The following is a 20,756-nucleotide window of genomic DNA, read 5'->3' on the forward strand; positions in this document are numbered from 1 at the left end:
TAAATACTACTTTGTATTGCATGGTACTTTTTTAAAAGCTACTTTTGCAATACAATTAGTATCATGAAAAAAACATTTCTCGCTTTACTATTAAGCATTGCTCTTATTAATTTATCATTTGCTCAGCTTACTCAAAAGATTGACAGCATTATACAAACAGGATTTAAGGATCCGAATGCTCCGGGCGGAGCCTTTCTGGTTTCAAGAAAGGGTAACATTATTTACGAAAAAGCTTTTGGAAAAGCCAATCTTGAATTGAATGTCGACATGACTACCGATAATGTTTTCCAAATCGGTTCCATGACCAAGCAGTTTACGGCAGTTTCAATTCTTATTCTCGAGCAACAGGGAAAACTGAAGGTAAATGATCCCGTTTCTAAATATATTCCTGATTATCCTTCGGGAAATACAATTACCATTCATCATCTTTTAACGCATACTTCGGGTATTAAGGATTTCACCAAAATGAAAGCCCTTTCGGAAATTGCCCAGAAAGAAATGTCTCCAAAAATGATGGTAGACTTTTTTAAAAATGAGCCGGTAGATTTTCAACCCGGGGAGAAGTTCGACTATAACAATTCCGGCTATGTATTGCTGGGATACCTGATCGAACTGGTTTCCGGTGAAAAATATGAAGATTTCGTTAAGAAAAACATCTTTGAAAAAGCAGGAATGAACCATTCTTTTTATGCGAGCGACCGGAAAATTATTAAGAACAGGGCCTATGGCTATCATGAAAAAAGCGATGGCTTTGTCAATAAAACAGTTATTAGCTTCAGTGTTCCGTTTGCGTCCGGTTCGCTGATGTCTACCGTGGAAGATATGCTGAAGTGGCAGAAAGCCATCAATGGCAACCTTATCCTGGATGCGGCCCATACCCGAAAAGTATTTACCAAATATAAGCTCAACAGCGGTGAAGAATTTTCCTACGGCTACGGATGGCATCTGAAAGACATTAAAGGAGTACCCGACAGAGAGCACGGAGGAAGTGTTTTCGGATTCAAATCCATGGCGGTCTATATCCCGGAAAAAGACATCTATGTTGTAGGATTCAGCAATTGTGACTGTCATTCCCCGACCCAGATCATAAAAGATATGGCAGGGCTTGTCGTGAAGAACCCGCAATAACGGAACAGTATTCGCTCCTGATTAGTTTAAAATCAAAATAAATAATAAAATAGGATGTGTATATTTTGTGTAAAAAAATAAAAAGTCCTATTTTTGCCTAAAATCTTTAAGAAAAATGATAACGATTTTATCAGCATTTTGGCCGTTTTATCAGTTCCTTTGGACCGTATTTTTCATCATTATGTTCCTTGTAGGGTTCTGGTGTATTTTCATGTTCTTCGGATTTGTTATCCCGTTATGGTTAACGGAAGGTTTGAAAGAATACTTCGGAAAAGTGAAGCCGTTCAATCCTGAAGACATCAGAAGCAAAATGGTGTATGAGCAGGAAGGTGTAGAGGTAATTTACAACGAGCCTAAAGGTCATGGCCCGTTTATTCATGATCATGGTCATGACAGCCACGAAAAAGGACATCATTAATTGATTGTCATTGCTTTTTCACCTGAATTCTGAAAAAGCAATATCAAAGCAAAACAACATATATTAAAACCACTTATTTTAAGTGGTTTTTTTAATTAATAAACTAACGCAAATTCGACAGCATCTACCTGATTTCAGGTAATTTAAAAAAGTAAATAAACTGAAAAAGGAAGATACTCATCAATTTTAAATAAAGTTATCTTTAATAGAAAATAGCAAAATCGTTTGATATGTAAAACCATTAATAATACGTTTATCAACGAACTTCCAGCATCCGGCTTCCCTCTTCCAGCCTTTTCAACCTGGTCTTTGCAAAACTACTCCGTCCTGAGCTTTTCCGGCGCAACGCCGAATTTCTTTTTAAAGGCGCGGGTGAAATTCTGGACATACTCATATCCGCATTCAATGGCGATCTCTTTGATCATCATTTTCTTATCAATGATCAGCTTTTTGGCTTTCAGCATTCTCAGTTCTGACATATAATCGCTTACCGTAAGATGGTACTGTGCTTTAAATTCTTTCCGGATCTTGTTCTGATTGATCCCGATCAGTTTCCCGATCTCCTCAACTTTTATATTTCTGTGGTAATTCTCATCGATAAATTTTTTAATCACGGAAGGAGTCCGGGGAACTTCTTCCAACGTATTTTTTTCATGAAACTGTTCAAAAATAAGGAGCAGCAACTTGATCATTTTAGCTTCGACAAACAATTTTTGCAGCACTCCTTTTTTGGAATAGCTAATAATTTCCTTTAAAATGAAGTGCATTTCCACTGTCATAGAAGGAGGCGTTTGCCTATGCAGGAAAATATAACGGTTCCGGATCATGCCTTCCAGAATCTCGGCATTTTCCTTATTGGATTCCGGATTGATGAGGTTTGAAATATAGTCGTAATTGATCTGGATCTGTAAGTATCTGAGCATCCCTTCATCTTCCGTCCACAATTCGGCAGTGCTTTCTTCACGGGAATAATGCAGGATATACTGGTTTTTTTTAAACAGGAATTCCGTTCCGCAGCCTTCGGCACTGAGGTGAATATTTTCGCTTAGAAAAAAAAGAAGGTTGAAGCTTGCTCTGCCTGCTGTCATATTGGATTTGGAAAACATACCTGTATACAACCTTTCCTTCAGAAAAATGTTGATGTTTTCAGAACTGAACAATAATTCCTGATTCTTCATACAATGGTTTTAAAAATGGTACAAATACGATAACAAAAAGTTTGTTAATGATAATCTGATCTTCAATAAGTCCAATACTTTTGCGCAAAATTAATTATAATTTAGAATAAATAAAAATAATATTTGCGATGAATAAGTTATTTACTTCTTTTTGCACAACAGGGCTGGCGGTTTTGGTATTAATACTATCAGGGTACGCAGATGCACAGTCCTGCAACAATACAGATCCGGGAAACACTCCCGGAAATACAGGATGTGTGTCTTTCGTCTATCGGGGACAGGGAGTGACTTACTCTACGGTAAGAAGCGCGGACGGAAAGATCTGGCTCCGGCAAAACCTGGGAAGTAGCGCGGTAGCTTCGTCATTAACCGATACCGGAGCCTACGGAGACCTGTTCCAGTGGGGAAGATGGGATGATGGCCATCAGCTGAGGAATTCCGCCCTGCAGGCGAACGCTCCTACACCGAATAATCCTTCCGGACTCAGCGGTAACAGTACAGGTTTTTATTCGGCAGGTTATAATTCATCGGCCAACTGGTGGTCGGAAGGTGCCCCGGATAATCAGTGGACGGCATCAAGCCCTTCTTCTGTCACTGCGGTAAACGGAGCAGATCCATGCAAAGCCATCGGAGCCGGATGGAGGCTTCCTACAGTAAATGAAATAGAGACTGTTCTTACAGCGGAAAATATTTCGGACACAAGTTCCGCGCTTGCCAGCAACCTGAAGCTGGTGCCTGCAGGTATAAAAGACTACAACGGAATCTTTTCACCGGGAATCAGGCTTTATCTATGGTCTTCTTCATCATCGCCTTATGCCGGTTCCGGCCAGCATCTGTATATCAGCCAGTATTCTGCACTTACCAATAGTGGAGGAAGAGATGGGGGAATGTCCGTAAGATGCATTAAAAATACTTCAGTCATATTGGGAACTTCTGACTTTGGAAAGTCTTATACAGGCGTCTATCCTAATCCGACCAACGGTATTTTAAACATCAAAACAGATACTCCTGCTGAAAATGTGATGATGTTCAACGCGGCAGGACAAAAATTAAATATTGAATTTTCTGAAAATAGAATTGATCTACAACAGTTTCCGAAAGGACTCTATTTTCTGGAAATTCATTTGAAAGACGGAAAAACACTTTCCCGAAAAATTCTGAAAAAGTAATGCCCAATGGGTGATAATCATTAAATGTTCGGAAATGATGATCTCTTTGGGTAAAAATAATTTCATAAAAGATTAAATAGAATTTAGAAATAAAAAGGATTGATTATGTTTAAAAATTTATATAATGCAGTACAAAAAATCGGGGTAAGTTTAGGATTACTTACTACAGCTGCAAATTATTCCTACGCTCAACAGTGGGAAAATGTCGGAGGAATATCAACGGTTTCTACGGGTGGAACAAGTTTTAACAATCTGGCCATAAGTCCGTCAGGAAAATATTTTCTTTCTTATTATGATGTGACAGCGGCTAAAGGTTCGGTACAGATGTTTGACGGAAGTTCATGGTCATACGTCGGTGGCAGTCCCGGGATTACCAATAGTTATGCGACATACAATTCCCTGTCATGGGCCCCGAACGGAAATATTTATTATACCAACCAGGGAACCGGTCTGGAAGTTCGGGAATTCAACGGAACGGCCTGGTCGCAGCTGCCAAATCCCACTACCTCTATGGTAAATTATCAGGCATCGGCTGTTTCTCCTTCCAATGTTCTTTTTACCTATTCCACCCACAATTCGGGAATGGTGCAGCGTTATGTAAACGGAGCCTGGGAGCAGGTCGGAAATACCGGGTTTTCCGGCGGAGCATCTTTTGCGGAAATGGTGATTGGCACTAATAATAAAGTCTACACCTGCAATGTCTCCGGAGGTGTAAAAGTATACGAAAATATAACAACAGCCACTTCTTCAGACAGCTGGACTTTAGTGGGAGGAAGTATTGTGGATGCCGCATCTTCCAGCGAACAGTACAATTCAGATATAGCGATCGATGCGAATAATAATCTGTATGTGGCTTATGTTTCCAATTCCGCCAACGGACAGAAGTTAAATGTAAAAAAATTCAACGGAACAGCCTGGTCGCAGTTGGGAAATGCTAACTTTTCCAGTGGCAGGGTACAGCATTTGGCTATTGCCGTTACCAATACGGGAGATCCGTATGTCGTGGCCAGCCGATGGGAGAATGATGATTTTTCGAGAAATACAGTCTATAAACTGAACGCTGCCACCCAAACCTGGGGAGCATTCGGCGGAAACTTCATTTCCGACGGACAGGCGGTTTACAATGATCTAGCCTATGACAAAGCAAATAATTATCTCGTTCTGGCGTATTCGCAAAACGGAACAAAAGTGAAAAGGATTTCGCTTAGTCCGGCTTGTAATAACATGGATCCGGGGAACAATCCGGGAGATGTGGGCTGTGTAACATTCAATTACAGAGGGCAGCAGGTTAGTTATACAACGGTGAGAGCGGCAGATGGAAAAATCTGGCTTCAGCAGAATCTGGGAAGTGCCCGGGTGGCAGCCTCTTTCGATGATGCTGGTTCTTACGGCGATCTTTTTCAGTGGGGAAGATGGGACGATGGCCATCAGCTGAGAAATTCGGCAGCGGCAGCGACTCCTTCTGTAAATTCACCGGACGGATTAGCCGGAACCAATGCTTTTGTGATTGGTTCAGGGGTTGCTTCCTGGTGGTCAACAAATGCCACCAGTGACCAATGGAATGTTGATTCTCCATCTTCGGTAAATGCAGCAACCGGAGCAGATCCCTGCAAGGCAATAAGTCTGGGCTGGAGACTTCCGACTTCGGCGGAATGGGGAACCCTGGTAAGTGCAGAAGGAATCAATAATCCGGCAACCGCTTATGCAAGCCGATTAAAACTGCCGGCCGGAGGATACAGGAGCAATACTTCAGGAGCTTTTACCTTTGTCGGGCAGCGCGGGTATTTCTGGAGTTCCGACACAGCGAATTCCGGAGGCAAATTTTTATATGTCGGATCATCAATCGTAACGCCGGCTTCCGGAGGTCCGAGAGGTCAGGGAGAATCGGTAAGATGTATGAAAGATTTTTCTGCACTGGCTACATCTGACATTGGCCTTGCTGTAAAACCCATCCAGGTATATCCGAACCCGACCAATGGAATTTTAAATATTAAATCAGATTCATCAATTGAGGCCGTACACATTACAAATGCAGTAGGGCAGAAAGTAGAGGCTCAGTTTTCAGGAAACCAGATCAATATGCAGGGAATGCCTAAAGGAATGTATATGATAGAAATAAAATTAAAAGGTCAGCAGCAGGCCATTTCCAAAAAAGTAATTAAGAATTAAATTTTCGTCCATATTTAGTTGATTGACAGAAGACTTTGTAAAAGAAGTCTTCTGTTTTGTTTTAAACCGGTTTTAAATTTAGATATGGTACGATATTCAGGACCGGATTGCTTTTTAATGATAACGATAGAGTAAGTTTTTTTCTATAGTATTGACGGCCAATAGATACTATTTCAATAGATTAAATAATTTTTTTGATACAGAACGAAAAGGTGATGAAAAATAAATTATCTTTATTAAACTGTACTAAAAAATTGAAAACTGTATGAAAAAGTTTTATTCAGGTCTATTATTGCTGATCGTGGCGCTTTCGTTTGGCCAGATCAGTTATACCATTACACCGAATCCGTTCAATGAAACGAACGCGATTACCTTAACCGTCCCGGGAAACCAGATTGATGAAACGGCTTGGGGCGTTTCGAACAACGCCATTTACATATGGTCCTGGTCGCTGGATACCAACTACCAGAACAGCCAGGACTGTCCTACCAACGGAAGCTGGAACAATTCCAACGAGGCCAACAGGCTCAGCTATAATGCAGCTACCGATACCTATTCCCTGTCTTTTACCCCCACCACTTTTTACGGGAGAACGGGCATCGGGAGGTTTGGCTTTTTATTAAAAGATAAAACGGGAGCTCACCAGACCTCACCGGATATCTACGTTAATGTCGGAATCTTAAACCTGACCATGACCAATCCTGCGGCAAACAGCTTAACATCCGTTCCGGTAGGGAATTCGATCAACATTACGGCGACAACAAATGTAAACGCTACCTTCCAGCTTAAAGCCAACGGAACGGTGGTGAATTCTACATCAACACCTTCCACTTCCTATTCCTACAGTTACACCGTAACCCAGGATGCGAATATGGAACTGATTGCAACCGATGCCAATTCAACGGTAAAAAATGCAACATTCACGTTGCAGGTTCCGAGAAATGTGGTTTCACAGGCTATTCCGAGCTGGATCAGGCAGGGGATCAATTACAACCCTACCGATAATACAAAGGTTGGGCTTGCTTTGTATGCTCCATTTAAAAATTTCGTTCATGTGATCGGAAGTTTCAACAACTGGACGGTAAATGATGCTTATCTGATGAAGAGAGACACAACCAATCCGGATTTATACTGGATTGAGCTGAGCGGTCTTATCCCACAGCAGCTGTACACTTTCCAGTACAGGACCAATGATCTCAGAAAAGTGGCAGATCCTTATTCTCCGCAGATTTTATCTTCTTATGACGATCAGTATATTTCCGCTTCCACGTATCCGAACCTGCCGGCATTTCCTGCCGGGCAGGGCTTTGAAGTTTCGATGTTTAAAACCGGACAAACACCGTACAATTGGCAGGTGACCAACTTCCAGCGTCCGGCTAAAGAAAATCTTGTGGTTTACGAATTACTGCTGAGGGATTTTACGCAGGAGAAAAACTGGCAGTCACTCATCAATAAAATCACTTATTTAAAAGGATTGAACATCAATGCCATCGAGCTGATGCCGATCATGGAATTTGAAGGAAACCTGTCATGGGGGTACAATACGTCTTTTCATTATGCTTTAGATAAGGCTTATGGAACTCCTGAAAAATTCAAGGAATTTGTAGACCTGTGCCACCAAAACGGGATCGCCGTTATCCTTGATGTTGCTTTCAACCATGCTACAGGGCGTTCTCCATTGGCAAGACTATGGAATATCGATCCGGATGGAGACGGTTACGGCGATATTGCAGCCAACAATCCTTACTTCAATCAGGTGCCTAAACATTCCTATAATGTCTTTAACGATTTCAACCATACCAGTGCTTCAACGAAATATTACGTTGAAAGATGTCTTCAGCAATGGCTGACGGAATACCGTATTGACGGTTTTCGTTGGGATTTAACGAAAGGCTTTACCCAAAGCTGTTCCGAAAACGATGAAACCTGTACCAATGCCTATCAGCAGGACAGAGTGGATATCCTAAAATATTATGCCGACAGACAGTGGGCGCTTGATCCTAATTCCTACATGATCTTTGAACATTTGGGAACGGATGCGGAAGAGCAGCAATGGGCAAATTATAGAGTTGCGGAAGGAAAAGGGGTCATGCTGTGGAATAACCAGAACGGTTCTTATAACCAAAATACCATGGGTTACAAAGAAAACAGCAATTATGACAGGATGAACCATGCGCTTCACGGTTTTACCAACATGTCTGCAGTAGGATACGGAGAAAGCCACGACGAAGAAAGGCTGATGTTCAAAAACCTGGCCTACGGTGCGGTGAGCGGAAGCTACGATGTGAAAAACCTGAATACGGCGCTTAACAGAATGAAGACTTTCGGGGCGACATTCTTTACGATTCCCGGTCCGAAAATGATCTGGCAGTTCGGGGAGCTTGGGTATGAATTCAGCATCAACCGATGCCAGGACGGTACGATTAACAACGGGTGCAGAACGGATCAGAAGCCGATCGCATTTTCTTTGAACTATGATACGAATACCAGCAGAAAAGTGGTGTATGATACCTGGGCAAAAATTATCAACTTCAGGAACTTATATCCGGTTTTCAGATCGAAAACATACTCCATAGAATCAAACAATTTAGCTAATGACCCGAATGGACTGATTACCCGGATTTATGTATATGATAACCTGTTAACATCAGGGATGAAGAATGTAGTGGTGCTGGCAAATTATACAACAGCTGCCCAGAATGTGATACCGTATTTTCCTTACACCGGACAATGGCAGAACCTGATGGATAATTCTATTATCAATGTAACATCCACCACGGCTCCGATAACCCTTCAGCCGGGAGAGTTCAGAATTCTGGGCAATTATACCACTAGTTTATCCACAGCTGATGTAAATGCTGCAAATAAGCTTTCGCTTCAAATTGCGGATAACCCGGTGAAAAACGGTTTGGCTAAATTAATTTATCACAAAGCGAAGAATGGGGAGATCTTCATCTATGATTTAAGCGGCAGAAGAATGGATTCATTTAAGCTAAGCGGTGAAAACGGAACTTATGAATTGAAAGTAAATTATCCTGCAGGAACATATCTTATTCATTTAAAATCAGATACAGGAATTGCGATTCAGAAAATGATTGTTAAATAACCTGTGGATAAATCTGAAATTAATCCAAAAGGAGGTCATGAGAATGATCTCCTTTTTATTTATCCATAGTTTATCCACCGTAAAGCCGGGATTATCCTTACAATATTAACGGCTTTTCCATACGTTTTCCACATCTTTTTCCGCAACGAAATTAGGGGTTGTCCAGACCTTCTCAACATCTTATTCATACGTTATCCATATTTTATTCACAGCGGTTCAAATTTTTATTCAGATTATTTGCGTGGTTACTCATATCCAATTCACAGTTTCCCAAGAGGCAATTAACAGGTTATCCACAACTTATTCACAACTGGAAAAATAAATAGTAGTGACCTGATGTTTATCCGGTCAAAATAAATTTTATATTAGTGGCAAAATAACTTTAGAAAAGTTAAATCAGATAGACGCAATGCGTAAATCCGAATGTTAGCAGCAATGAAAAAATCTACGCAAATTGAGCATCATACAAAAAAACAAAGTTTTAGTATTCCATTTTATCTTGTTTATATTATCGGGTACATTTATCTGGACAATAAATGTTTTAGGGCAGATCAGTTTTCATGAAAATGCTTTTTTTCCATTTTTTATTCGTTCAATGATATTAGCAGGCCTTGTGATCTTATCTTATTATTTAAACGATAAGTTTAGTAAAAAGAATGCCCTGAACGGAAGTATATTAAAATGTAAACCGGGATCCGTAGGCCAGTGTTTCGGGGGAAGTATTCTGGGGTTTTTATTGATAGGGGGCATGTGGGCAATCCTGTATCTCATTTATCCTTTCGACATTATAAGAAATCCCGTTTCGAAAATTGTTCCGGTAATGGATATTGTTTCCTATAGTTTGGGTAATACCCTCGAAGAGTTATTGTTCAGAGGCTTTTTGCTGCTTGCCTCGGTAAGACTCTTTGGAAAGACAGGCGCGGTTCTTTTTGTTTCGATTCTTTTCGGGCTTTTTCATTTACCCGGATTCGGACTAACGAAAGAAGGATTAAGTATGGCTGTGACAACGTTTACCATGTCGTTGCTTTTTATTGCCGTGATTTACTACACGGGATCCATCTGGCCGGCCGTTACATTACATATCACGCTGAATCTCATTTTGCATACGTTGGGCTTCGACGGAGCAGGGCAGGGAATATTCCGGATTGAACTTGCTGCATCCGATGTCAATGGGCTTTTTTTCACTCTGATCTATGAAATTGTTATCATTACCTTGGCGATATGGATATTCAGCAGAGGAAGAAAGGAGATATAAAATGCTGTCCACTATGGAATGGCAGGATAAGGATCCCAAGTCATTGTATCTTCATATAGCCGGAGCTATTGTCTTTCAGCCGGATGTAAGAAAGATTTTTATTACGGTCTCAAAAGCAATCCGGCAGATTGCAGATCAAAGCGCAGGAAGGCTTATGTATAATTACTACTAAAAAAATGATCCCGGATTAAAAATAGAAATATAAGCCGGAAATCGGTCGGGTTGTACTTTGCTTCACTACAATTTATTAGTTTTACATTATGTTCAGCTTCTTTAAAGATTATTTAAAACAATGTACGGAAATTTCCGAAGAGGAGATTCGGGTTATTTACAGCAAAGGGAAAGAGCGGAACCTCCGCAAATCGCAATCGCTTCTGCACGATGGAGAGGTATGGAATTATAATTGTTTTATTATCAGTGGATGTTTCAGATTGTACCGTTTTGGGGAGGACGGTACGGATCATACTATGCGCTTCGGTATTGAGAGCTGGTGGATGACATACCAGGAAAGCTATAACAACAGGACACCGTTTGAATATAATATTGAAGCGCTTTCCAAAAGCACCGTCATCCTGTGGACAAAAGAAGACTGGCAGTATCTGCTGTCAGCCATTCCTGCACTGAAATTATTCGAAACGGGACTGCAGGCAAGGGCCTATGAAGCCAGCCAGCGTAGGATTTATTCATTGATCAGCGGTTCAGCCGAAGAAAAATATATAGAATTTCAAAAGACGTATCCTCAGATCTTTAATAAGGTTCCTTTATATATGGTTGCATCCTACCTTGGCATGTCGCGTGAAACCTTAAGCAGAATCAGGAAAGAGGGCAGCGTAAAAAATAAGACCTGATCATTCTATCAGGCCTTAATTTCAATTAATAAAATTGCTTAAATCGGAGGATGAAGATCCGAAAAAGAGCCTGCACTTTCAAGCAAGGATGCTACATGCAGGATCATTGGCTCCGCATGCCAGCTTCCAATAATTTGTACATTGATAGGTAAGCCCTCTCGGCTGGTTCCAAATCGCATCGATACTCCGGGAAGTCCGGTAACATTTAAAGGAACAGTCGCTCCCTGGAGGTAAGTGGCGTCAACATTTTTCCCATCTATTACAAAATGTTCTTCCCCGTGCGGATAAGCCGGAATAGGCAGAACATGAGTCAACAGTACATCGTATTGGAAAAAATATTCTGCAAAACCGTCTCTTATGCGCTCAGCTGCCTGCTCCGCATGGATATAATCTTTCATGGAAGTTTCCGGTAAAGAAAGCATCGTTTTTGCCATTTTGTAGATCTCATCTTCACTTCTTCCTTCAGTGGTCTGTCTGAATGCTTCTTTCATTTCCATGACATGGATTCGATTAAAAACTTCTAAGACAAAATCCTTTTCAAGAGCCGGAATTTCTACCTGCTCTACTATATGCCCCAGTTCTTTCAATGCAACTGCCGCAGATTTTACGGTATTGGCAACCTCAGGATCGACAGGCCCGAAGCCGGGTCCCACCATCCATCCTATCCGGAGTGGCCGATCGGGGATGTTTCTCTGAAGATGGTTTGATGGCGCCTCAAAGGATGCAAATCCGTCCTTGCCGTCAGGCCCTGATAATACAGAAAATGCCAGTGAAAGATCGCGGATGCTTCTGGCCATCGGTCCCACATGCCAGAACCGGCGCGGAACGCGGGGCCATATTCCCGTCATCGGAATGCTTCCGTGAGTGGCTTTCAAAGAAACGATCCCGGTTTGTGCAGCAGGTCCACGGACCGATATGGCAAGGTCGGTGCCCAGCCCGATCGGTGACAGGCCTGCTGCAATAGCTGCCGATTCGCCCCCGCTTGATCCGCCGGGAGTAAGGCTTAAATCCCATGGGTTATTGGTGCGGCCGCTCAGTAAATTATCACTTTCAATCCAATACGAAAATTCGGGGAGATTGGTTTTGCCCAGTAATATTCCTCCGGCATTTTTCATTCTTGCAACACTTGTTGCATCCCTGTCCGGAATACGTCCTTTAAAAATAGGCGATCCTCTCTGCGTCAGAACATTTAAGGTGTCGATAGAATCCTTTACGGTAAACGGAACTCCGTGAAAGGGACCAAGCTTTTCACCGCTCAGAACCATCTTTTCAGCCAGTTCCGCTTCCCTGACCGCATGGTCTGAAAGTGTTACCATCGCATTTATGGATGGAGTTAATGAATTAATTCTTTCATGAAGGGTTTTCAAAACCTCCACAGGGGATATTTCCCGGTTACGTATTAATTCGGCCAGACTGCTTGCATCTTGATAATAAATGGGTTGTGTGTTCATAATTCTTTTTTTAACTAAGGTTGGTTGTAAAATGATTTCATTAAATTTTACTACATCACAAAAATATTATCGGACCACCTGCCGGCGAAAGGTCTTTTGACACTATTTGAGCGTGACAATTGTCACAATAAGAATGAAATAAATTAATTAATACAGGTTCTGAAAGCCTGTCCGGAAGGTACCGGGATATATTCTTCTGTTTGTAAAGCCGAATCTCTTATTTCAAGACAAAAGAACAAGGTCTCCACTTTATGTACAATCGCAAACTATACTTTTACAATGAATTAATAATCCGTATCTTTGCACCCACAAAATTTTCATAATGGCTAAATCATTAATTCCAAAATTAGAAGCTATAAAACAGAGATATAATGAGGTGGCCGACCTTATTATACAGCCTGATGTGATTTCTGACCAAAAAAGATATTCTTCTTTGAACAAAGAATATAGCGATTTGGGAAAAATTGTAAGAGTTTACGATCAATATAAAGGGGCTTTGGACACGATTGAAGAATCTGATGAAATCATTGCTGACGGATCAGATAAAGATTTTGTAGAGCTGGCAAAAATCGAGAAGAACGAAGCCCTGGAAAAAATTCCGGGACTGGAGGACGAATTAAAAGTATTGCTGATTCCGAAAGATCCTGCAGACGATAAAAACGTTATTGTAGAACTTCGTGCCGGGACCGGTGGGGATGAAGCGGCGATTTTCGTAGAGGATATTTACCGGATGTATTCCATGTACTTTAAAACAAAAGGATGGAGACATGAAGTAACAGACTCTAACGAAGCGGCCAAAGGCTACAAAGAACTCATTATGAAGGTGGAAGGAGAAGGCGTGTACGGAATCATGAAATTTGAATCCGGCGTTCACCGTGTACAGCGTGTTCCGGAAACCGAATCCCAGGGAAGGGTTCATACTTCAGCCATTACGGTAGCAGTTCTTCCGGAAGCTGAAGAGGTGGATTTTGAATTGAATCCGGCGGATATCGAAATGCAGACTTCCAGATCCGGAGGAGCGGGAGGTCAGAACGTAAACAAAGTTGAAACGAAAGTTCAGCTGACGCACAAACCGTCGGGATTGGTGGTAGTTTGTCAGCAGGCCCGTTCCCAGTTGGCCAACCGTGAACTGGCGATGGAAATGCTGAGAACCAAACTGTACGATATCGAATTGCAGAAAGTGCAGGGTGATATTGCCGCCCAGCGTAAATCGATGGTTTCTACGGGAGACCGTTCTGCAAAGATCAAAACGTACAACTATCCTCAGGGTAGGGTTACGGATCACCGGATCAACAAATCCATGTATAATCTGGATGCCTATATGAACGGTGATATTTCCGAAATGATTGATGCGGTAATCATGGCGGAAAACGCTGAAAAAATGAAAGGCGAAGAAGAAAATTTATAAAATCTTTATCATAAAATCTTTTTAAAGTCTCCGGATTCCGGAGACTTTTTTTATAATTATCACAATAAAAACCTCTTGTTAGGTACCACATACATAACATCGATCTATTACTATTATGCTGTCTTTCATTAGATTATTGAAGTAAGATTTTTGAATTCAGTAAAAATAATTCAGTAATTTTTAAATAATGTTAAAAGATTATTGAAAATAATAGGTACATTTATAAAATGCTTCCGGATTTATCAGGGAGCTGGGGAATAAATTATACGCTAATTTGAATAATACATTTATGAAAAATCTTACGGCTGCTTTTTTGGTAGCGATGCTTTGCTTTACGCAAAATTTACGGGCTCAAAACATTTTACCACCACAAAAAGTCTTTAACCTTTATTTTGATTCTTTTGTAAAATACAATGACGATTCTTTAAAAGAGCTCAACAGCTATCTGATTAATTTTTTAGGAAAAGAGAATACCCATAAAATGAGCCTAAATGAATCTTACGATCAAAAAGTTGACAGTTTTACCAATATCTTTCTATCGAACCTCCCAACCGAGGTTTCCGCAGTCTGTAAAAATGAAGCCCGTGAATATTTTAGAATATTGATCGGAAATTTTAAAAATGCTACTTACAATATTAAAGATATAAAAACACGATCTTCTGACCTTATTAAAAATCAGGAAATCTCGGAAGTAGATTATGAAGTGAACTTTAAGGTTCCGGCCGTAGCTTCCCAGATCAATGTCGGGGATATAAAGAAAATCGGACCCGGGGAAATGAAAAAATACCTTATCGATATTACCAATAATCTGAAAAAGGCAGATAAGATTGTCTCTACCCGGCAGAAATTCAACCTGTACCAGGTAAAGTATGGCACCGATACTTATTACTGGAACGGTGGCCCTCAGGAAATGGCCTGGAAACTGAACGAGTTTTATTTTAAAAATATAAATTAATCATAAATGAATGCTGTCGGTTCCGGCAGCTTTTTTTATTTAAAACAGATTTCTTATTTTTGGTAAAAGAGCTTACTATGAAATTCAGCCCCATTTTATTAACAGCCGGCGTTTTGTTTTCGGCAACATTCCATGCACAAAAAATGAATTATCCAAAAGCAATAAAAGGGAACCAGACCGATACTTATTTCGGAACAGCGGTGGCAGACCCGTTCAGAGACCTGGAAAATGATTCTGAAGCCACCAAAAAATGGGTGGACGAAGAAGTGAAACACAGCCAGGATTACCTTGCAAAAATTCCTTTCAGAGAAGAAATCAGGAAACAGCTCACCGATATCTGGAACTACGAAAAAATTTCGGCGCCTTTCAAAGAAGGCGATTATACCTATTATTATAAAAACAACGGATTACAGGCACAATCTGTTTTGTACAGAACCAACAACAAAACGAAAGAAACAGAAGTATTTTTAGATCCGAATAAATTTTCTGAAAAAGGGACAACCTCACTTTCTCAAGTGTCCTTTAACAAAAAAGGAAATCTGGCTGCATATTCTATTTCAGAAGGAGGAAGCGACTGGAACAAAATCATTATCATAGACGCTTTATCTAAAAAGCAAATCGATGAAACGCTGGTAGATGTAAAGTTCAGCGGAATTTCGTGGCAGGGTGATGAAGGCTTCTATTATTCAAGCTACGACAAACCGAAAGATGGAACGGTGCTTTCCGGAATGACTGATAAGCACAAGGTATATTTTCATAAACTGGGAACGAAACAGTCGGTGGATAAATTGATCTTCGGTGGCGATAAGACCCCGAGAAGATACCTGGGTGCTGGTGTTTCCGAAGACCAGCGTTACCTTATCATTTCCGCAGCCAATGCCACTAACGGAAATGAGTTGTATATCAAAGACCTGAAAAACGGTGGCGATTTTATCCAGATCAATAAAGGATTCGATATCAATGCGAGTATTGTAGATACAGATGGCGACAACCTGTACATTTTTACGGATAAAGATGCACCGAATATGCGACTTGTAAAAACAACCATTAAGAACCCTTCAACTGAAACCTGGAAAGATGTGATCCCACAGACCGACAATGTGTTGGGGATTACCACCGGAGGCGGATATTTCTTTGCTACCTACATGGTCGATGCCATCGATCAGATAAAGCAGTATGATAAAAACGGGAAACTGGTAAGGGAGATTTCGCTGCCCGGAAAAGGAAATGTCTCCGGATTCGGCGGAAAGGAAAAAGAAAAGGAACTTTATTTCTCATTCAGCAATTACATCACGCCGGGAACTACTTATAAATTCAATGCAGATACCGGGAAATCCGAAGTTTACCAGAAACCGAAAGTGAAATTCAACCCGGAAGACTATGTTTCCGAACAGGTTTTCTACACTTCAAAAGACGGAACCAAAATCCCGATGATGATCAATTACAAGAAAGGAACAAAACTCGACGGTAAAAACCCGACAATCCTGTATTCTTACGGCGGATTTAACATCAGCCTGCAGCCTGCTTTCTCTGTGGTAAATGCCATCTGGATGGAAAACGGCGGAATCTATGCTGTTCCCAACATCCGTGGCGGCGGGGAATATGGTAAAAAATGGCATGATGCAGGAACCAAACAGCAGAAGAAAAATGTCTTCAACGATTTTATCGCGGCGGGTGAATACCTGCAGGCGAAAGGCTATACATCAAAAGAATATATGGCCCTTTCCGGAAGATCAAACGGCGGACTGCTTGTAGGAGCCACCATGACCATGCGTCCGGATCTGGCAAGAGTCGCTTTCCCGGGAGTCGGGGTTCTGGATATGCTTAGGTACAACAAGTTTACCGCCGGTGCGGGCTGGTCGTACGATTATGGAACTGCAGAAGACAGCAGGGAAATGTTTGAATACTTAAAATCATACTCTCCGGTGCATAATGTGAAAGCGGGAACCTGTTATCCGTCTACCATGATCATCACAAGCGATCACGACGACCGGGTGGTTCCGGCACACTCTTTCAAATTCGGCGCGGAGCTTCAGGAAAAACAGGCGTGCAGCCATCCGATCCTTCTGAGGATCGAAAAAAATGCAGGCCACGGAGCCGGAAGATCCACGGAACAGGTCATAGGAGAAAATGCCGATCTGCTTTCTTTTGCTTTGTATGAAATGGGGATCCGGAAGTTAGGAAATAATTAATAATGTTAAAAATGGCTGATAAGTTACGTGTCAGTCATTTTTTTTGTATTTTGCCATTTAAATTATATTTGTTTAGAATATTTAAAAATATTATTATGAAGAGAAAATTTTTACTGGTTTGTGCCATAAGTGCGGCTTCTGCAGCGTATGCGCAAAGATGGGAACCGTCTTCTCAAAAGAGTTCTGAAATTAGAAAAGGAGTTGAGGTAAAATATGCTTATAAAGTAGATTTGCCCTCTCTTCGAAATCTTTTGAAAGATGCTGTTGAAACAGGGGCCGGAGCAAAACCGGTTATTATTTCTTTACCTACGGCAGAAGGTAAAGTGGAAAAGTTTGCGGTATACAGCAATCCTGTTATGGAAAAATCCATGGCAGACAGATACGAACTTGGTTCTTACGTGGGAGTAGGAATAGATGATCCTTCAAAATACCTCAGATTCAGTACTGCGCCTACGGAAATTCAGTCGATGATTATTAAAGACGGGGTATTTCAGTTTATAGAGCCGATCAGCAATGATAAAAAGACGTATGGGGTGTTCTATAAGACGAAAAGAACCGAGAGCGATAATGGCTTTGAATGTACTACCGACGAGAAAAACAGCAAGGACATAAAAATGCTGGAAGATTACGGCAGGAAAAAACTTTCCCATGTCGGAATTACCAGCAGGCCCGCAACCACAAAATACAGGACCTACAGATTAGCTTTATCCACAACAGGAGAGTACACCAAAAAATTCGATCCTTCAGGAGGAACCACCAATACGGTTACCCAAATGAATGCTACGATGACGCGTGTGAACGGAGTTTTCGAAAAAGAGTTCGGAATTAAGCTTATTATTCAGGATTTACCAAATATCATTTACACAGATCCTGCTACGGATCCATACACCGGCAATTTAAATTTACAGTTACAGCAGACATTAACGTCTCAGGTGGGAAATGCCAATTATGATATGGGGCACGTGTTTAATGCTGCCGGAGGTAATGGTAATGCCGGATCTATCGGTTCGACATGTGTAAACCCGGCAACATCAAACTCGTTGGCTAAAGGTTCTGCTTTTACCCAAAATACAACGCCTACGGGAGATCTTTTTGATATCGATTATGTAGCTCATGAAATGGGTCATCAGCTGGGAGCCAATCATACATTCTCGCACGTTTCCGAAGGATCGGGAGTAAACGTGGAGCCGGGAGGAGGTACCACCATCATGGGATATGCCGGAATTACCGGAGATAATGTACAGGCCAATACGGATGCTTACTTTCATTATGTGTCCATCAACCAAATTTTAAACAGCCTGGACAGCAAAACCACCTGCGGAACATCCCAGACGATCACAAACAATACGGCTCCGGTGATTGCTCCGCTTACTTCGTATACCATTCCTAAAGGAACGGCGTATTATCTTGAGGCTTCTGCGGTGGATACGGATCCCATCAAATATTCCTGGGAACAGTATGACAGCGTAGACTCTTACAATTCCATTTCCGGAGACAGCGGTTGGGGATATAATGCACAGGGTTCTGTAGCAAGGTCTTTCTTCGGAACAACAAGCGGACGAAGATATTTCCCAAGCCTTCCTAGTGTTATGGCAGGAAACCTAACCGATAAAGTTAAATGGGAAACCGTTTCATATATTCCGAGAACCCTTAATTATGCCGTAACGGTAAGGGACGAAAATACGGTGAGACCATTGCTGGTTTCATCTGAAACAACACTGACCGTAGGAAATGACGGACCATTTAAATTTTCAGGGCTTACCACTTCTACCGTATTGTATAATAATGCTCCGAATACCATTACATGGGATGTTGCCAATACCAATGCAGCACCGTATAATGCCTCTGCGGTAAAAATAGAATATACAACGGATCTTTCAAACGGATCCACGTGGACGCAATTGGTGGCTTCTACACCTAATACGGGAAGCTATACTGTACAAATGCCTTCCGGCTTAACAGGAGCTGTTAAACTTAGAATTTCTGCTGTCGGAAACGTATTCTATGCGGTTTCTCCGCAAATAAGTGTAGGAACTGCGCCTACTTCTTCCACCGCTGCTCCTACAGGAGTATCGGCTTTAAGTTCCGAAATATTTAAGAACACGGCAAGATTATCTTGGAACGCCGTACCGGGAGCAACCTATTCTATAAATTACAGAAAGGCAGGGCAGACCAACTGGTCCAATACAACAAGTACCACCAGCTCCGTTTTATTATCAGGTCTTGAAGATGAATCCAATTACGAAGCACAGGTTGCAGCCGTCGTAAATACCGTAGTAGGAACCTACTCTTCTACGTATACTTTCAAAACAAAAGGTTTCAGGACAGGAGCAGATTACTGTCTGATGACAACCGGAGGAAATAGTTTTGCAAGTTTTGCTTATAACAGTGGCTTGGCGCAGTTCATATTAAGTAACGTTACCTACTCTGAATTGTATTACAACACCATCTTTAATACCTACAGGGATTTTACAGACGATGCAAGCAAGCTGATCAACCTTACGAAAGGAACTCAATATACTTTCTCTTATTTTAATGTTGGCAACCAGGCGGGTTATAATGACAATATGGAAGTATGGATCGATTATAACCGAAATGGAGTTTTTGAAACATCCGAAAAAGTAGGTTCCGTAAGTACAGTTCCTCCTGCAAATGGTCAATATACGGGATCATTTACATTTACAGTGCCTGCAACGGCATATTCGGGAGATAAAACATTGAGAATGAGAGTCGCCAATACCTTCTTCAATACGGCTACCGGACCTTGCGGCAGTCCTTCTGTTCCTGTAAGCGGTGGAGGTGTTATATCACAAGGATCTTTTAAAGATTTTTCCGTTAAAATTAATGCAGGTGCTCTTGCTGTAGATGAGATAAAAGGTACAAAATCTGAAATCTCCATCTATCCGAATCCGGCAGATACATTTATTGAAATAAAGAATCTTAAGGAAAAAGGGGATTACAAAATTTACACGGCAGACGGAAGATTAGTACAGAGCGGTGCCGTTGACGGTCAGAGAATAGACGTGTCAGCACTGATAAAAGGAGTGTATGTAATAACTGTAAAAACGAATACAGATTCATTCAGCACCAAACTTATTAAGAAATAACATTCTTAAAATAAAGTTCAACAGATCCGGATACTTGTATCCGGATTTTGTTTTTGAATACTTCATCGGATAAAATTGCAGATAACGTGGATTCGCTAGTATTTAATTTTTTTTAAATGATTTAAGGGGACAGCATCGTAACCAGGCTTTAAATATAGTTTTCTTTTAACAGCATGCAAAAAAGATCATGCAATAGGTAAGACCGGTAGCAATATGCCGACAGACTAAACTTCCGGCAGCCGGCCTTTTTCTGCCAGCTTTTTGACCTGTATTTCATCTTGAGTTTACAATAAATAATGCAATGAATTTCTTCCTGAAAATTAACACAAATTTATTATCCCAAAAATGCTTAATTTTAGCCATCTAATAAAT

14 protein-coding genes are annotated in these 20,756 nt (G+C 41.1%); 12 read left to right on the top strand and 2 right to left on the bottom strand.

Annotated elements, in window-relative coordinates:
- Positions 1 to 63: 63 nt before the first annotated feature.
- Together ACED20_RS08510 and ACED20_RS08515 are read left to right on the top strand one after the other, a co-directional pair.
- The gene (locus ACED20_RS08510) at positions 64 to 1,128 is read left to right on the top strand and encodes a serine hydrolase domain-containing protein (RefSeq protein ID WP_378104172.1); all 1,065 of its coding nucleotides are present in this window, start codon (positions 64 to 66) and stop codon (positions 1,126 to 1,128) included.
- 115 nt (positions 1,129 to 1,243) lie between these two features.
- A complete protein-coding gene (locus ACED20_RS08515; RefSeq protein WP_307454973.1) occupies positions 1,244 to 1,546 on the top strand; it encodes a hypothetical protein in 303 nt (100 codons plus the stop codon).
- 317 nt (positions 1,547 to 1,863) lie between these two features.
- On the opposite strand, the gene ACED20_RS08520 is transcribed toward ACED20_RS08515, so the two are convergent.
- Positions 1,864 to 2,724: a helix-turn-helix transcriptional regulator gene (locus ACED20_RS08520; RefSeq protein WP_378104174.1), complete on the bottom strand. Its 861-nt coding sequence runs from the start codon at positions 2,722 to 2,724 to the stop codon at positions 1,864 to 1,866.
- A 128-nt stretch (positions 2,725 to 2,852) separates the two neighbouring features.
- Between ACED20_RS08520 and ACED20_RS08525 the strand changes: the two genes are divergently transcribed.
- The 6 genes from ACED20_RS08525 (at position 2,853) to ACED20_RS08550 (ending at position 11,271) form a co-directional block, all read left to right on the top strand.
- Positions 2,853 to 3,893 (top strand): T9SS type A sorting domain-containing protein, encoded by a 1,041-nt coding sequence (locus ACED20_RS08525; protein ID WP_378104176.1) that lies wholly within the window; start codon positions 2,853 to 2,855, stop codon positions 3,891 to 3,893.
- Between the two features lie 105 nt (positions 3,894 to 3,998).
- Positions 3,999 to 6,062 carry a T9SS type A sorting domain-containing protein gene (locus ACED20_RS08530; RefSeq protein ID WP_378104178.1) on the top strand — a complete coding sequence of 688 codons (2,064 nt, stop codon included), beginning with the start codon at positions 3,999 to 4,001 and terminating at the stop codon, positions 6,060 to 6,062.
- Between the two features lie 265 nt (positions 6,063 to 6,327).
- Positions 6,328 to 9,168 (top strand): alpha-amylase family glycosyl hydrolase, encoded by a 2,841-nt coding sequence (locus tag ACED20_RS08535; protein ID WP_378104180.1) that lies wholly within the window; start codon positions 6,328 to 6,330, stop codon positions 9,166 to 9,168.
- A 595-nt stretch (positions 9,169 to 9,763) separates the two neighbouring features.
- Positions 9,764 to 10,423 (top strand): CPBP family intramembrane glutamic endopeptidase, encoded by a 660-nt coding sequence (locus ACED20_RS08540; RefSeq protein ID WP_378104182.1) that lies wholly within the window; start codon positions 9,764 to 9,766, stop codon positions 10,421 to 10,423.
- Between the two features lie 13 nt (positions 10,424 to 10,436).
- Entirely contained in the window at positions 10,437 to 10,595 is a 159-nt protein-coding gene (locus tag ACED20_RS08545) for a hypothetical protein (protein ID WP_294236255.1), read from the top strand.
- Between the two features lie 88 nt (positions 10,596 to 10,683).
- Positions 10,684 to 11,271, top strand: a complete 588-nt coding sequence (locus tag ACED20_RS08550; RefSeq protein WP_345766748.1) for a Crp/Fnr family transcriptional regulator — start codon at positions 10,684 to 10,686, stop codon at positions 11,269 to 11,271.
- Positions 11,272 to 11,309: 38 nt separating this feature from the next.
- On the opposite strand, the gene ACED20_RS08555 is transcribed toward ACED20_RS08550, so the two are convergent.
- Positions 11,310 to 12,722, bottom strand: a complete 1,413-nt coding sequence (locus tag ACED20_RS08555) for an amidase (RefSeq protein WP_345766747.1) — start codon at positions 12,720 to 12,722, stop codon at positions 11,310 to 11,312.
- A gap of 322 nt (positions 12,723 to 13,044) precedes the next feature.
- Here ACED20_RS08555 and prfA point away from each other — a divergent pair, with 322 nt between their 5' ends.
- From prfA to ACED20_RS08575, 4 genes are all read left to right on the top strand, one after another.
- Positions 13,045 to 14,130 (top strand): peptide chain release factor 1, encoded by a 1,086-nt coding sequence (gene prfA, locus ACED20_RS08560; protein ID WP_294219892.1) that lies wholly within the window; start codon positions 13,045 to 13,047, stop codon positions 14,128 to 14,130.
- Between the two features lie 289 nt (positions 14,131 to 14,419).
- Positions 14,420 to 15,085 (top strand): hypothetical protein, encoded by a 666-nt coding sequence (locus ACED20_RS08565; protein ID WP_294199406.1) that lies wholly within the window; start codon positions 14,420 to 14,422, stop codon positions 15,083 to 15,085.
- 77 nt (positions 15,086 to 15,162) lie between these two features.
- Complete coding sequence (locus tag ACED20_RS08570) at positions 15,163 to 17,277, top strand: prolyl oligopeptidase family protein (protein WP_378104185.1); 2,115 nt, start codon at positions 15,163 to 15,165, stop codon at positions 17,275 to 17,277.
- 95 nt (positions 17,278 to 17,372) lie between these two features.
- Entirely contained in the window at positions 17,373 to 20,384 is a 3,012-nt protein-coding gene (locus ACED20_RS08575; protein ID WP_294219890.1) for a reprolysin-like metallopeptidase, read from the top strand.
- Positions 20,385 to 20,756: the final 372 nt, after the last annotated feature.

The organism is Chryseobacterium sp. sg2396 (assembly GCF_042610505.1).
In the GTDB taxonomy this organism is placed as follows: domain Bacteria; phylum Bacteroidota; class Bacteroidia; order Flavobacteriales; family Weeksellaceae; genus Chryseobacterium.

Coding starts and splice junctions, on each gene's coding strand:
- ACED20_RS08510 (WP_378104172.1), top strand. CDS start 64: ATGAAAAAAACATTTCTCGCTTTACTATTAAGCATTGCTCTTATTAAT.
- ACED20_RS08515 (WP_307454973.1), top strand. CDS start 1,244: ATGATAACGATTTTATCAGCATTTTGGCCGTTTTATCAGTTCCTTTGG.
- ACED20_RS08520 (WP_378104174.1), bottom strand. CDS start 2,724: ATGAAGAATCAGGAATTATTGTTCAGTTCTGAAAACATCAACATTTTT.
- ACED20_RS08525 (WP_378104176.1), top strand. CDS start 2,853: ATGAATAAGTTATTTACTTCTTTTTGCACAACAGGGCTGGCGGTTTTG.
- ACED20_RS08530 (WP_378104178.1), top strand. CDS start 3,999: ATGTTTAAAAATTTATATAATGCAGTACAAAAAATCGGGGTAAGTTTA.
- ACED20_RS08535 (WP_378104180.1), top strand. CDS start 6,328: ATGAAAAAGTTTTATTCAGGTCTATTATTGCTGATCGTGGCGCTTTCG.
- ACED20_RS08540 (WP_378104182.1), top strand. CDS start 9,764: ATGATATTAGCAGGCCTTGTGATCTTATCTTATTATTTAAACGATAAG.
- ACED20_RS08545 (WP_294236255.1), top strand. CDS start 10,437: ATGGAATGGCAGGATAAGGATCCCAAGTCATTGTATCTTCATATAGCC.
- ACED20_RS08550 (WP_345766748.1), top strand. CDS start 10,684: ATGTTCAGCTTCTTTAAAGATTATTTAAAACAATGTACGGAAATTTCC.
- ACED20_RS08555 (WP_345766747.1), bottom strand. CDS start 12,722: ATGAACACACAACCCATTTATTATCAAGATGCAAGCAGTCTGGCCGAA.
- prfA (WP_294219892.1), top strand. CDS start 13,045: ATGGCTAAATCATTAATTCCAAAATTAGAAGCTATAAAACAGAGATAT.
- ACED20_RS08565 (WP_294199406.1), top strand. CDS start 14,420: ATGAAAAATCTTACGGCTGCTTTTTTGGTAGCGATGCTTTGCTTTACG.
- ACED20_RS08570 (WP_378104185.1), top strand. CDS start 15,163: ATGAAATTCAGCCCCATTTTATTAACAGCCGGCGTTTTGTTTTCGGCA.
- ACED20_RS08575 (WP_294219890.1), top strand. CDS start 17,373: ATGAAGAGAAAATTTTTACTGGTTTGTGCCATAAGTGCGGCTTCTGCA.